Annotated in this window: 12 protein-coding genes; 9 read left to right on the top strand and 3 right to left on the bottom strand. The window is 67.4% G+C overall.

Going from position 1 to position 12620, the window contains the following annotated elements; genetic code table 11:
• Window positions 1–47: 47 nt before the first annotated feature.
• Window positions 48–743, bottom strand: coding sequence for an endonuclease NucS (gene nucS / locus FQ377_RS06695; protein WP_148600450.1), 696 nt, complete (start codon window positions 741–743; stop codon window positions 48–50).
• A gap of 69 nt (window positions 744–812) precedes the next feature.
• On the opposite strand from nucS, the gene FQ377_RS06690 reads away from it, so the two are divergent.
• Both FQ377_RS06690 and FQ377_RS06685 read left to right on the top strand, forming a co-directional pair.
• A complete protein-coding gene (locus FQ377_RS06690; protein WP_148600449.1) occupies window positions 813–1133 on the top strand; it encodes a hypothetical protein in 321 nt (106 codons plus the stop codon).
• A gap of 56 nt (window positions 1134–1189) precedes the next feature.
• Window positions 1190–1999, top strand: a complete 810-nt coding sequence (locus FQ377_RS06685; RefSeq protein ID WP_148600448.1) for an alpha/beta hydrolase — start codon at window positions 1190–1192, stop codon at window positions 1997–1999.
• Between the two features lie 14 nt (window positions 2000–2013).
• Here the strand turns inward: FQ377_RS06685 and FQ377_RS15120 are convergent, their stop codons facing one another.
• Entirely contained in the window at window positions 2014–3327 is a 1314-nt protein-coding gene (locus FQ377_RS15120) for an AI-2E family transporter (RefSeq protein WP_395858470.1), read from the bottom strand.
• 291 nt (window positions 3328–3618) lie between these two features.
• Here FQ377_RS15120 and FQ377_RS15115 point away from each other — a divergent pair, with 291 nt between their 5' ends.
• The 6 genes from FQ377_RS15115 to FQ377_RS06650 all read left to right on the top strand — a co-directional run bounded on the left by FQ377_RS15115 (window position 3619) and on the right by FQ377_RS06650 (window position 10697).
• Window positions 3619–5361 (top strand): DUF8094 domain-containing protein, encoded by a 1743-nt coding sequence (locus tag FQ377_RS15115; protein WP_262364313.1) that lies wholly within the window; start codon window positions 3619–3621, stop codon window positions 5359–5361.
• 59 nt (window positions 5362–5420) lie between these two features.
• Window positions 5421–6374 carry a tetratricopeptide repeat protein gene (locus FQ377_RS06670; protein ID WP_148600446.1) on the top strand — a complete coding sequence of 318 codons (954 nt, stop codon included), beginning with the start codon at window positions 5421–5423 and terminating at the stop codon, window positions 6372–6374.
• A 158-nt stretch (window positions 6375–6532) separates the two neighbouring features.
• A complete protein-coding gene (locus FQ377_RS06665) occupies window positions 6533–7342 on the top strand; it encodes an ABC transporter ATP-binding protein (protein ID WP_148600445.1) in 810 nt (269 codons plus the stop codon).
• On the top strand, window positions 7324–8889 hold the full coding sequence (locus FQ377_RS06660) for a transporter (RefSeq protein ID WP_148600444.1): 1566 nt from the start codon (window positions 7324–7326) through the stop codon (window positions 8887–8889). The genes FQ377_RS06665 and FQ377_RS06660 overlap by 19 nt, the downstream gene beginning before the upstream one ends.
• A gap of 229 nt (window positions 8890–9118) precedes the next feature.
• Entirely contained in the window at window positions 9119–9712 is a 594-nt protein-coding gene (locus FQ377_RS14990) for a DUF6318 family protein (protein ID WP_262364324.1), read from the top strand.
• Between the two features lie 493 nt (window positions 9713–10205).
• Window positions 10206–10697, top strand: coding sequence for a PKD domain-containing protein (locus FQ377_RS06650; RefSeq protein ID WP_148600442.1), 492 nt, complete (start codon window positions 10206–10208; stop codon window positions 10695–10697).
• A gap of 124 nt (window positions 10698–10821) precedes the next feature.
• On the opposite strand, the gene FQ377_RS06645 is transcribed toward FQ377_RS06650, so the two are convergent.
• Entirely contained in the window at window positions 10822–12138 is a 1317-nt protein-coding gene (locus FQ377_RS06645) for an HNH endonuclease (protein ID WP_148600441.1), read from the bottom strand.
• Between the two features lie 152 nt (window positions 12139–12290).
• Here FQ377_RS06645 and FQ377_RS06640 point away from each other — a divergent pair, with 152 nt between their 5' ends.
• On the top strand, window positions 12291–12590 hold the full coding sequence (locus FQ377_RS06640) for a DUF3039 domain-containing protein (RefSeq protein ID WP_148600440.1): 300 nt from the start codon (window positions 12291–12293) through the stop codon (window positions 12588–12590).
• Window positions 12591–12620: the final 30 nt, after the last annotated feature.

The raw sequence follows: 12620 nt of genomic DNA, 5'->3' as shown, positions 1-12620 counted from the left end.
CCCCGAGTCTAGGCCGTCCCCCCGCGTGGAGGCCGGACGCGGCGGTGCTAGAAGAGGCGCGAGGAGCTGTCGTCCACGCCGCGCATGGCGTCGTAGTCCAGGGTGAGGCAGTCGATTCCCCGGTCCGAGGCCAGGACGCGGGCCTGCGGCTTGATCTGCTGGGCTGCGAAGACACCGCGCACCGGTGCCAGGTGGGGATCCCTGCCCAGGAGCTCGAGGTAGCGCGTGAGTTGCTCGACGCCGTCGATGTCACCGCGGCGCTTGAGCTCGATGGCCACGGTGCGTCCCTGGGGATCGCGGGCCAGGATGTCGACCGGTCCGATCGCCGTCATGTACTCGCGGCGGATCAGTGTGGAGCCGGCCCCCAGAAGTTCGATCTGTTCGGCGAGGAGTCGCTGCAGGTCGGCCTCCACGCCGTCCTTGACGAGTCCCGGATCCACTCCGAGATCGTGGGAGGAGTCGTGGAGCTGCTCACGGATCGAGATGACCAGGCGGTCATCGCTCTTGGCGTGCTGCACGGTCCAGATCTCGGTGACGCCCTCGGCCCGCTCGACGTCGTCGGGCGCGCTCACGCGCAGCGTTGCCGGCGGACTCATCCAGTTGAGCGGCTTGTAGGAGCCGCCGTCCGAGTGGACGAGGACGGAGCCGTCCGCCTTCACCAGCAGCAGGCGGGTGGCCAGGGGCAGATGCGCCCGGAGCCGACCGATGTAATCGACGGAGCAGCGGGCAATGACGAGACGCACGACGACGACTCTACCGTCCGTGGCACGGACCGAGTGCCGGGGGAGGGTGACGGATGGCAAACTGGGGCGGTGCCCCGTTCCAATCGCCCGAATCGCCCCGGTTCACCCCGACCCAAGTGGACCGCGCCCGCGGAGATCGACCTGGAGCGGGCCCGTGCAGGGATACCGCTGCACGAATCGGCGCCCGACGGAGAGTGGTCCGTGCGGCGGATCACCGAGCGCAATGCCGCCAAGACGTACACCTGCCCCGGCTGCAACTCGTCGATCGTGCCCGGGCTGGCTCATCTGGTGGTCTGGCGCGAGGACTCCTTCTTCGGGCACGAGGCAGCCCTCGCGGACCGCAGGCACTGGCATGTGCGCTGCTGGCAGACCCGCAGCTTCCGGTACTGACCCTGCCCGGCCCGGGTGCCCGATCAGGAGCCGGCGAGCGCCCCTAGACTGGAGTCATGTCCAGTGTTGCTCCGGAATACACCTTCACCACCGACGCCGACGGCACCCAGATCCGGGCGTCCACGGTCCTGCCCGCAGATCGCCGCAGCATCGAGCTGCTCACCGAGGACGGTCTGACGCTCGTCGGTGAACTGGCCACTCCCGCGGACCGGGCGCCCGTGGCGACCCTGGTGATGCTGCACCCCCTGCCCACACACGGGGGCTTCATGGACTCCCACGTCTACCGGAAGGCCGCCTTCCGCCTACCCGCTCTGGCGGATCTGGCGGTCCTGCGGTTCAACACGCGCGGTACCTGCTCACCCCACGGCTGCAGCGAGGGAACATTCGACGGCGGCGAGGGGGAGCGGATGGATCTGCAGGCCGCGGTCGACCGCGCCCTGGCCGAGGACCTGCCCGACATCTGGTTGGTGGGCTGGTCCTTCGGGACCGAGCTCTGCCTGAAGTACGGGGCGCTCGAGCCGATGGCCGGGCACATCAGTGGAGCCGTCCTGCTCTCGCCGCCGCTGCACCGGGCGGACGATGCCGATCTCGACGTCTGGCGCGAGAGCGGTCTACCTCTGAAGGTCCTCGTCCCCGAGTTCGACGACTACCTCGTGCCGGAGGAGGCGGCCGACCGCTTCGCTCGGGTACCGCAGGCCGAGGTGCTCGGTGTGGACGGCGCCAAGCACCTCTGGGTCGGTGAGAAGTACGCCGCCCGGGCGCTGAACGAGATCGTCGGTGCCGTCCGTCCGGAGCTCACGCTGCCCCTCCCGACGCACTGGGACGGTCCGGCGGCCGTCGCTCCGGCCCCGCCCGCTGCCGGCTGACCACGCGGGACGGACTACAGATTGTCCTGCCGGGCGATGAAGACCTCCTTGAGCAGCAGCATCACGGCTGCGGCGGTGGGGATCGCGATCAGCGCGCCGAGCACCCCGAGGAGACTGCCGCCCGCGATCACGGCGATCACGGCGATCGCCCCGGGTACCGCGACGGCCCGCTGCATGATCCGTGGCGAAATGAAGTAGGCCTCGAACTGCAGGTAGGCGATGTAGGGGATGGCGAAGACCAGGACCGTCTCCCACCCAACGGTCAGCGCCACGAGGCTGACCACCACTGCCGCTATGGTTCCCCCGACGAGTGGGATGAACGCCAGCAGCGCGACGACGAAGGCGAGCAGGATGGAGAAGGGCACATCCGCGATCGTCATCATGATGAAGGCGAAGGTGCCGTTCAGCAGGGCCACGCACGCCTGTCCGATCACATAGAGGCCCACGCTGCGGGTGATCTCCTCCGCCAGGACCTCCACCCGGGGCCGCCGGGAGCGCGGGGCGAGCCGGTACGCCCAGTTCTTCATCCCCGGGAGGCTGGCGAGGAAGTAGAGCGTCAGCACCAGGACCACGAGCGTGCCGAAGAGGCTGTTCAGGATCACCGTGCCCACACCGAGCACTCCGCCGAAGATCCCGCCCAGGGCGTCGCTGTTCGCGAAGAACCGGTCGATCTCCGAGGTGACGCGATCACGCACCTGGAACTGCTCGTCGAGTGTGGTGAAGAACTCCGAGCGCAGGAAGTCATCGGCATAGCCCGGAGCGCCGGCGAGGATCTGGGAGGTCTGGTTGACGATCGTGGGGATGAGGAGCGCGAAGAACCCTGCCACGATCCCGACGAGGAGCGAGACCGCCAGCGCGATGCCGGCCGGGCGGGGAACGTGCTTGGTCTCGAGCCAGCGGACGATCGGATCGAGACCGAGGGCGATGAACAGCGCGGCCCCGATCCAGACGAGGAGTTCGCCCACATTCGTGATGATGAAGAAGGCGAGCAGGGCCAGGCCCACGCCAACGCTGACCATGAAGCCGAAATGGATGGGGTGGTTGCGCAGGCTCGGCTGTCCGGTGTCACCGAACTTCAGACGGTCATCGTCCAGCGAGACATCGTGATCCACCGGGACGACCTCCCGCTCGGGCGGGAACATGAAGCGCGGGCGCGGTTGGGCGGAGGGCAGTGTCCGGCGGGCCGCGGTCAGGAGGGAGCGCAGGGTGGAGGGCTGCGGGTCGGACCCGGTCGTCTGCCCGGCGCCGGGTCGCCGGTCGTGCTCATGCGCCGCCGGGCCGGGGCGTGGGAGCGGCCGGTCGCTCGGGACATCCTGATGATCGGTCAACGAAGGAGTCTGCTTTCGGGTGGGCGGGGGCCTCTGCCGCGGGTCTAGCGAAACCCTAACAGCCGGGACCCGCGCGGAACCGGCTCCTGCAACACCCCGGGGACGGCGCCGCCGGTGTGGCCCACCGCCCGGCCCCTGCTCTACGCACACCAGCGTAGGCACCGGCTGATCCCGCGGGATATCGGTACCATTGAGTGACCATCCCGGGTGGTCCCGGTGGGGTCGGGACCGACCTCCAGGACCGCCGGGCCAGGCGGTCCGGACGACGATAGGCGACGAGTGCGTGTGAAGGTGGCTGTACCGATCATCGTCGCGGGGCTCGTGCTGATGCTGCTCGGGATCGGTGTGCGCACGATCTGGAAGCCGGCCGAGATGCTCACGATCGGCACTGTCGGTGACACGCGGTCCGCGCCCGTGACGGTCATCATGCCGGCGGTCCGCGGGGAGCAGGGCGGAGATCTCGAGGTGACGGTCGAGGGTGACGGTCCCTTCACCCTCGCCGTCGGGCGGTCGTCCGATGTGGAGGCCTGGGTAGGCGATGCCGCCCGGGTCAGCATCATCGGCACCGTCGGGGACACCCTCGCCACGCACTACACCGAGGGTGAGCCGACCGTGCCAGATCCCGGGGGGAGCGATCTCTGGGTGAGCGAGACCTCCGCCGCCGGACGGGTGTCGTACCGCTGGAGCGAACCCGTCGAGGGTGACTGGTCGATCCTCCTCGCCACCGGCGGTGACGTTCCCGCGCCCACGGAGATCTCGGTGACCCGGCCCAACGACCAGTCCACCCCGCTCGCCCTGCCGCTGCTCGTCGGTGGCGCGCTCGTGGTGGTCCTCGGTCTGGCGGTGCTGTTCAGCGCGCCGCGTGGCCGCCCCGGGAGGGGTACCACCGGCCGCACGGCGTCGGCCGTCGGTGGGCAGGGCGGGGGGTCGGGCAGGTCGGGTGTCGTGTCCTCGACCATCGCTCGCCGGTCGAGCACACTGGTCATCGGCCTGGCCGGTGCGGGATCCCTCCTCGTGGCAGCACCTGGTCTTGCACTCGCGCCGGGTGTGGGGACGACTGCCTCCGCCTCTGACTCCGCCTCTGCCGTCGCCACGGACGAGCCGCCGCTGGCGACCGGGGCGCCGTCGCCGGGGAGCGTTGCGAGCGGTCCACCCGTGGTCCTCGACAGCCAGCTCGAGCGCATTCTCGCAGCGGTCGCAGTGACCGTCGCGGACGCCGACGCGGCTGCCGACCCGGCGCGCCTGGCACCCAGGGTGGACGCCGCGGCACGTGACCTCCGGGCGGGTGCCTATGCCGTGGGCGCGAAGGACGCCGCTGCTGCACCCCCGGTTCCGGTCGCCGCAGTGCCCGTGCTGCTGGAGATGATCCCCACCGGTGTCCAGTGGCCGAGGACGCTCGTCGTCCTCACCCAGGGTGCCGGGAATCCCGTCCCGCAGGCGCTGGTGCTCGAGCAGGAGTCGGCCCGCGAGAACTACCGGCTCATCTCGGCCGTCCAGATGCTCCCGGAGGTCACCTTCCCCACGCCACCGCCCCCGGGCGCCACAGGGCCCATCCCGCTGGACGAGCCCGGCGCACTGACGCTGGCGCCCCAGGAGGCGATCACCGCCCTCGCCGACGTCCTCTCCGACCCGTCCGTCAGGAGGGCGGGCGTCTTCGAGGAAGACCCGTTCACCGGTACGATCACCGGCGTGCAGGCCGAGATCAGCAATGCACCCGGCAGCAGCGGGGCCACGGTCTCCTTCTCGCATTCCGCCCAGGACCAGCAGACCCGGGCGCTGCCGACCGGAGACGGCGGAGCGATGGTGTTCGGGTATCTCACCCAGACCTATTCCAGTGTCCCGAGCTCCGCAGCAGGCAGGCTCGACCTCGACGGAACGGTGTACGAATCCCTGACCGGTGAGGCGACGAGCAGGACCGGGATCGACGTGATCCGGGGAGAAGCAGTGATGATGTACGTACCACCCGCAGGCAGCGGCGACGCGGTCCGCGTCGTCGGGGCGGTCCAGCAGTTGTTGTCCGCCGAGCTTCGCTGACCGCGGCGCCCCGGCCGGATGCATCCATACCAGCAGCAGTCCCAGAGAGAGGTAGAGCATTGTCTACACCAGCACAGCGGGGCGGTACCCCGCCGTCGAGCATGAATCTTCGTGGAGCCGTGGACCTGTCCGCCCTGAAGGCCCGGGCCGACGCCGCGTCCCGGCCGGACGCAGGGCGGCAGGGCCCGTCCGGGTCGAGTCCGTACATCGTGGAAGTGACGGAGCAGACGTTCCCGCAGCTGGTGCAGCTCTCGTCCCAGGTGCCCATCGTGGTCAATCTGCGCTCCACCCACAGCGACCAGTCCAACCAGGTGACGGCTGTGCTCGAGGCGGCCACGATCGAGTTCGACGGACGGATCCTCCTGGCGCAGGTGGACCTGCAGTCCCAGCCGCAGATCGCGCAGGCGCTCCAGGCACAGGGTGTGCCGACGGTGGTGGCCGTGGTGAAGGGGCAGCCCGTACCCCTGTTCGAGGGCTTGCTGCCGGCTCCCCAGATCCAGGCCTATCTCGATGAGCTCATGAAGGTCGCCGAGGCCAACGGGGTCACCGGCACGCTGAACGACGGGGCACAGCCCGACGCCGTCGCGGAGGAGCCTCCCCTGCCGCCACTGCATCAGGAGGCCTTCGACGCCATCGAGCAGGGCGACTTCCAGGCCGCAGCCGCCGCTTACCGGCGCGCGCTCGCCGAGCAGCCGGCCGACACGGACGCCAAGGCCGGGCTCGCGCAGGTGGAACTGATGGGCCGCGTCCAGGACCTCGACGCGGACGTGGCGCGACGACGTGCAGCCGACGAACCAGACTCCGTCGAGGCCCAGCTCACGGTCGCCGATCTCGATCTCACGGGCGGGCATGTCGAGGACGCGTTCAAGCGCATCGTCGACCTCATCGCCCGCAGTGTCGGCGAAGACAGGGAGAGCGCACGCAAGAGACTGCTGGAACTGTTCGACGTCGTCGGGACCGCTGATCCGCGGGTCACGAAGGCACGCAGTGCGCTGGCGCGGGCCCTCTTCTGATCCGGCGCGTGCTGCGCAGCGTCCCGCCCTCTCGACCCGGCGGAGGACGTCCATGACTGCTGCACCACCGGCCGGTACGCCAGCGAGCGCTTTCTGAGCGGCGATTTTCCGCCTTTGGGATGACGAACGGGTTCCGGGCCCGTTGCTAGCCTGTGCTCATGAGCTCTCCCGTGCCATCACCTTCTGACCAGGACAATCCGCAGCAACCCTCCGGAACGGCAGCACTGAGCATCCGCGGTCTGGCGAAGCGCTTCGGGGACAAGATCGCCGTGAACGGGGTGGACCTGGAGGTGCCGGCCGGCTCCTTCTTCGGGCTCGTCGGCCCCAACGGAGCAGGGAAGACCACCACACTGTCCATGGCGACGGGGTTGCTGCGGCCGGACCACGGGCAGGCTCTCGTCCACGGGGTCGACGTCTGGGAGAAGCCGCTCGAGGCCAAGAGGCTGATGGGGGTCCTGCCCGACGGCGTCAGGTTGTTCGACCGGCTGAGCGGTGAGCAACTCGTCACCTACGCGGGTCTGCTGCGCGGCATGGACCGGGAGACGGTCACCGAGCGGACGGGCGATCTGCTGCGGGCCCTCGATCTGACGAACGACGCCGGAACCCTGGTGGTCGACTACTCGGCGGGCATGACCAAGAAGATCGCCCTGGCGTCGGCACTCATCCATGCCCCGAAGCTGCTCGTCCTCGACGAGCCCTTCGAGTCGGTGGATCCCGTCTCGGCGGCGAACATCCGCGACATCCTCAGCAGCTACGTGCACTCGGGTGGTTCGGTCATCGTCTCGAGCCACGTGATGGACCTGGTGCAGCGCATGTGCGACCACGTGGCGGTCATCGCGGGGGGCACGGTCCTCGCCGCCGGAACGATCGACGAGGTGCGCGGCGATGCCACGCTGGAGGATCGCTTCGTCGAACTCGTCGGCGGAAGGAACACGTCGGAAGGGCTGTCGTGGTTGCGCACCTCCTGAGGCTCAAACTGACGCTCCTCCGCAATTCGTTGAAGCGGAGCACCGCGCAACTCGTCGGGGTGATCCTCGGGGGTCTGTACGGCCTGGGGATGCTCGCGTTCCTCGTCAGCGGTCTGGTGTTCCTGGGTTCGGCGGATCCCGAACTCATCCGCACCATCCTGGTGATCGGGGGCTCGGCGACGGTGCTGGGCTGGATCGTGATCCCCATCGCGGTGTCCGGTGTGGACATGACGCTCGATCCCGCACGCTTCGTCACCTACACGATCCCCATGCGCCAGCTGCTGGCGGGCCTGGTGCTCGGCGGACTGGTGGGCATACCGGGTCTGGTGACGCTCATAGCCGCCCTGACGCTGGTCATCACCTGGATCCGCTACCCCGCGGCCGCACTGACGGCACTGGTCTGCGGACTGCTCGCGGTGGTCCTGTGCGTCGTCGCCTCGCGGCTCGTCACGACGGCGGTCTCCGCCCTCACGGGATCGCGGCGGTTCAAGGACGTGAACGGCATCGTGGCCTTCCTCCCGCTCTTCTTCCTCGGTCCCATCATCGGTGGACTCGCGGCCGGCTTCCAGAGTTCGCCGGGCTTCGCCGGGAGGCTCGCGGACGTGCTGGCATGGACGCCTCTCGGGGCCCTGTGGGCCGCTCCGGCCGACGTCGCCGCGGGGAACCCCGGGCTCGCCGTCGTGCGCATACTCATCGGCGTCGCCACCCTCGCGGTGTTCGTTCTCCTGTGGAGCCGCAGTCTCAGCCACGCGCTGGTCACCCCGCCCTACAACGCCGTGACGAAGAAGGCGGGCGGGAACCTCGGCTGGTTCACCCGTTTCCCGGCAACCCCCTCGGGAGCAGTCGCTGCCCGGGCGCTGACGTACTGGGTACGGGATCCGCGGTACGCAGCCTCGCTCGTCCTCATCCCGTTGCTGGCCGTCCTCCTGTTCCTCTCGGGTGGTGGAGCCGGAGGGGCGTTCGCCTTCGTCGGACCCATCGCGGCGTTCCTGCTCGCCTGGGCCATCTCGGCGGATGTCTCCTACGACAACACGGCCTTCAGCCTGCATCTCTCCACAGGGGTCAGCGGGCGCGACGACCGCTGGGGGAGGGCGGCCGCCCTGCTCGTCTTCGCCCTGCCCGCGACGCTCGTCCTCACGGTGGTCCCGCTGCTCATCGCGGGGAGGATGGAGGATCTGCCGGTGATGCTCGGCCTCGCCCTGGGGTTCCTGTTCACCGGTACGGGTCTGTCGAGTTTCGTCTCGGCCCGGTACACCTACAACGTGCCGCTTCCGGGGGAGAGCGCCTTCAAGACGCCACCCGGGACGAACTTCCTGATGTTCGTAGTGCAGTTCGGTGGGTGGCTCGTGATGCTGCTGCTGGCACTGCCGGAGATCGTCCTGACGATCGTGTACTTCGTGAGCGGGGATCAGCTCTACGGCTGGCTGACACTCCTGGTCGGGGTGCTGCTCGGCGGTGCCGTGCTGCTGATCGGGATCCGTGCGGGTGGTCGGTGGTACGACCGCAGGGCTCCGGAACTCCTGCTCGCAGTGTCGAGGAACCGCTGACCCGAGGCTCTCCGAGGGACAGATTCGTACTGATCGGACCCCTCGGCCGGGTGCGAAGTCCGAGTGGTGCGAACCTGTGCATAACCTGTCGGGAAGGACTTCCGACGGGTTATGCTGATGCCCATTCCGGCTGAGCAGGCAAGTGCGATCGGGGAGTCACGTGTTTTCTGTGGGTGCAAATGGTCGTCGACAGGCCGGGCCGATCCTTACAGGCGCACTCATCTCCGTGATGGTGCTCAGCGGCTGCCAGGGGCCCACGGAACCATCGATCGACGGGACTCCTCCTGCCGTCGAGTCTCCTTCAGCTCCGGGATCGACGCCGTCCGAGTCGGCGCCGGCGACTCCGCAGCCCTCACCGGCATCATCGGCCGGGCCGGCGGTCAATATCCCCGTCCCTGTGAAGCCGGCCCTGGCGGACGAGAACTCGGCGGAGGGACTGGAGGCGTTCACGGAGTACTGGTTCGAGCTGTTTTCCTACGGCTACGAGACCAACGACTGGGAGCCGTTCGACGCTGTGACTGACCCGGGCTGTCGGACCTGCGAGAACCTGACAGGACAAGTGCGAGATTTATATGCCGACAAGGGGTGGATTGTCGGAGGTGCAGTTAACCTTTCCTCCTTTGATACTGAGTTCATAAAGAACACTGAAGGATCTATAAACTCATTTGTTGGTGTCGAACAAGCTGGTTTAACCTACTTCGACTCAACAGGCACTGAGATCAATAAATCAGAAGCACTTCCTTTGACGGTTAACGTGACCATTGCTCTGTGGGAAGAGAATCAATGGATAATGCTCGACTTTGGGTCTCCTGAGGGAACTTAAAATGTCGAACAGAATACACGCATGTTTGGCAACTGTTCTATTGTTGACTATGTTTCAGCTCTTCCAAGCTGGCGCTGCCAGTGCAGATTCTAGGGAAGTGGCAGCAGGATTCTCAGACGCAGGTCTTGTCAATGCGTCTAGCGTCACGAGAGCAGAGGTCGCAGGGCGCGGGTCGACGCCTCTGCATAATCAACCCTCCGATCTACCTGCTCAGCCAGCCGCTCTACCTCAGGACGACGGCATCGACTACACCTACGTCCGGGCCTGCACTGCCGGTGTGGGAAGTGATCTGGACCCTGCCCTCTGCCCACGGATGAATGCACAGTGCGATGCTCAGGACAGCGGGATCCTGGTCAACTGGATCGAAGTGGATCGGACCGTCCAACCGCCCACGCAGACTCCCACCGGGCGATCCTCCTGCATGTATCCCGGCGAACCACCTGTTGCACCTGTGGAGGGTGGAGCGGCGGTCGCCGAGGAGGAGGCGCCGATCGTGATCACACTCGAGGAGTTCCAGAAGCAGCCGGTCCTCGCCGCGACGATCATCTCGCAGCCATCGAATTTCGGGCTGAGGAACGCCCACTCGAACATTTTCGCCGAAGCGCAGGAGCAGGAATTCGCCTTCGACTTCCATGATGCCGCCATCGTGCTGAAGGCCAGGCCCGTCTCCTATCAGTGGAACTACGGCGACGGGACGAGCGCGACGACCCCTGTGCCCGGCGGTCCGGTGGGCGGCAGCGCCTTCGATACCCAGACGCCCACGAGTCATCAGTACGCCTCGACGGGCGATTTCGATCTGACGCTGACGACCTTCTTCGCTGGTGACTACTCGGTGGACGGGGGGCCGTTCCAGCCCGTTGCCGGCGAAGCAGCCGTGGTGTCCGAGCCCCATCTGATGAGCATCTGGCGGACGAAGGGCCACAGCGTGAGCGAGAACTGCATCGAGAATCCAACCGGCATCGGGTGTGAGCCACCCACGCGCTGACCGGGGGAGGCGGTGGGGACAGGTGGAGATGTAGCCGCGGACGACACCCGGATTCGCCCGGTGTCTGCGCAGCACATCAGCCTGCATCCCGCCGCGCAGATGAGCGTGGATCCCCTTGAGTGGTTCAGACGAGCAGCGGATCGACATCGCATTCATACACGGCACCTGCCGGCGAGGTCGCGGTCAGCACCCCGCCGTCCCGCTGCTCGTAGTGCCAGATCCCCTCGCTCTTGAGCATGTGGTGTTTGCGGCACAGGTGAGCGAGATTGTCGTGCGAGGTGGGCCCGTCCTGTGACCAGGGCCGGGTATGGTCCAGTTCGCATCGCGACGCGGGAACCGAACATCCCGGATGTCGACATGTTCTGTCCCGGACCCGTAGCCACTTCTTCAGGTCCGCAGGAACGGTGTACGAGGTGCGACCCACGCTGAGGACGGCTCCGGTCTCCGGGTGCGTGAGGAGCCGCGTGAATGATGGAGCGTGAGCAGCGAGGCGTCGGGCTATGTCGGCCGGGATGGGACCGTAGCCCTCGAGATCCGCCGGAGCATCATCCACGCCCAGCAGCGTCAGCACCGGGACGGTGACGTTGATGTGCGCCCGCACCGGCGCATGGTACGCCGCCTTTCCGGCCACGCGACCGGGACTCCCGGACCGGGCGGGGCCTGAAGACCCCGGCGGTTCGGACGTGCATTCCTCCTCGCGTACCAGCTCGTCGAGGAGGAGGTCGGTCAGGACATCTGTGCGCAATTGGGGAAGTGTGCGTCGCTCCACAGGATCCTCCAGGGTGCGGGCGAGTCGGGTCAATCGAGCGTCTATCGCTGCAGCATCGGAGGCACCCAGGAGTACATGGAGCCATGCCATGGCGTCGTCGGCCGGCTCGAAGTCCACCCGACGGCGTAGCGATGCGTCCCTGCGCCGTTCCTCGAGTGCCTCGGGATGCAGCTCGGTCCGGAGCTTCCTCGCGCGGTACGACAGGCGCGAGACGCTGGTGGAAACCGCAAGGGGCAGGAGCTTTTCCTCGACGAGTGCAGCAGTATGATGCGGCAGCCCCGAGTACTCGTGCACGAGCGTCGACGTGTGCTGCCAGGAGATTGCGCCGCTCCGCAACGCCTCGAGTGTCCGGGGATGATGATTGACCAGGAGCGCCGAGTGCTGCACGAGGCGGTGTGCCGACCGCTCCGAGATGCGCAACAGGCACGCAATTTCTGTCGCCGTGGTGAGATCGGCGATATTCGTCTTCCGTCGCGCGGACGGTCGTGTCCCCTCACTCGTCCTCGAGGAGGCGGAAAAGGTGTGATCCAGCAGGCGGTCCTCGAAGAGCTCCCGCAATTGTTCGGTCGTGGCGGCGATCTCCGCCTCGATCCGAGCTTTCCCAGCGCTCAGGGAGATCATCCGAGCGGAAAGTCGCTCGAGTTCCTCCGATTGCTCCGCGTTCGATCTCATGCCCCCATTGTGACATTCACCACTGACAATTCTGCCGCTGCAGGGCCGATCGGGAAGTCGGGATGAAAGACTCCGATAATTTCCTTCACCGGGGACGGGACGACGTGGAGAACGCACTTCTGCCACCCCGATGTGGACGATAGACTGCTCTCATGACTATGCCCGCTGACCCCTTCGAGAACGACCCCCTGGAGTCCGGTACCGGTGGCTCCACCGCGACGATCGAACGCGAGGAACTCCGGCAGGAGGTGGAGCCGGGCGACGCGGAGCGCTTTGCGCACTACGTCCGTAAGGAGAAGATCATGGAGTCCGCCTTCAGCGGTGAGCCCGTGATCGCCCTCTGCGGCAAGGTGTGGACCCCCGGTCGCGACCCGGAGAAGTTCCCGGTGTGCCCCGAGTGCAAGGAGATCTACAGTGGACTCCGGCCGGGCAAGGACGACCCGAAGAAGTAGCTCAGGCCTTACCCGCAGGTGATCGCCGGG

Source organism: Arthrobacter echini, from assembly GCF_008107445.1.
Lineage (GTDB): Bacteria > Actinomycetota > Actinomycetes > Actinomycetales > Micrococcaceae > Arthrobacter_D > Arthrobacter_D echini_A.
This window is presented reverse-complemented; position numbering and strand designations above follow the sequence as displayed.

Coding starts and splice junctions, on each gene's coding strand:
- FQ377_RS06685 (WP_148600448.1), top strand. CDS start 1,190: ATGTCCAGTGTTGCTCCGGAATACACCTTCACCACCGACGCCGACGGC.
- FQ377_RS06665 (WP_148600445.1), top strand. CDS start 6,533: ATGAGCTCTCCCGTGCCATCACCTTCTGACCAGGACAATCCGCAGCAA.
- FQ377_RS14990 (WP_262364324.1), top strand. CDS start 9,119: ATGGTGCTCAGCGGCTGCCAGGGGCCCACGGAACCATCGATCGACGGG.
- FQ377_RS06645 (WP_148600441.1), bottom strand. CDS start 12,138: ATGAGATCGAACGCGGAGCAATCGGAGGAACTCGAGCGACTTTCCGCT.
- FQ377_RS06640 (WP_148600440.1), top strand. CDS start 12,291: ATGACTATGCCCGCTGACCCCTTCGAGAACGACCCCCTGGAGTCCGGT.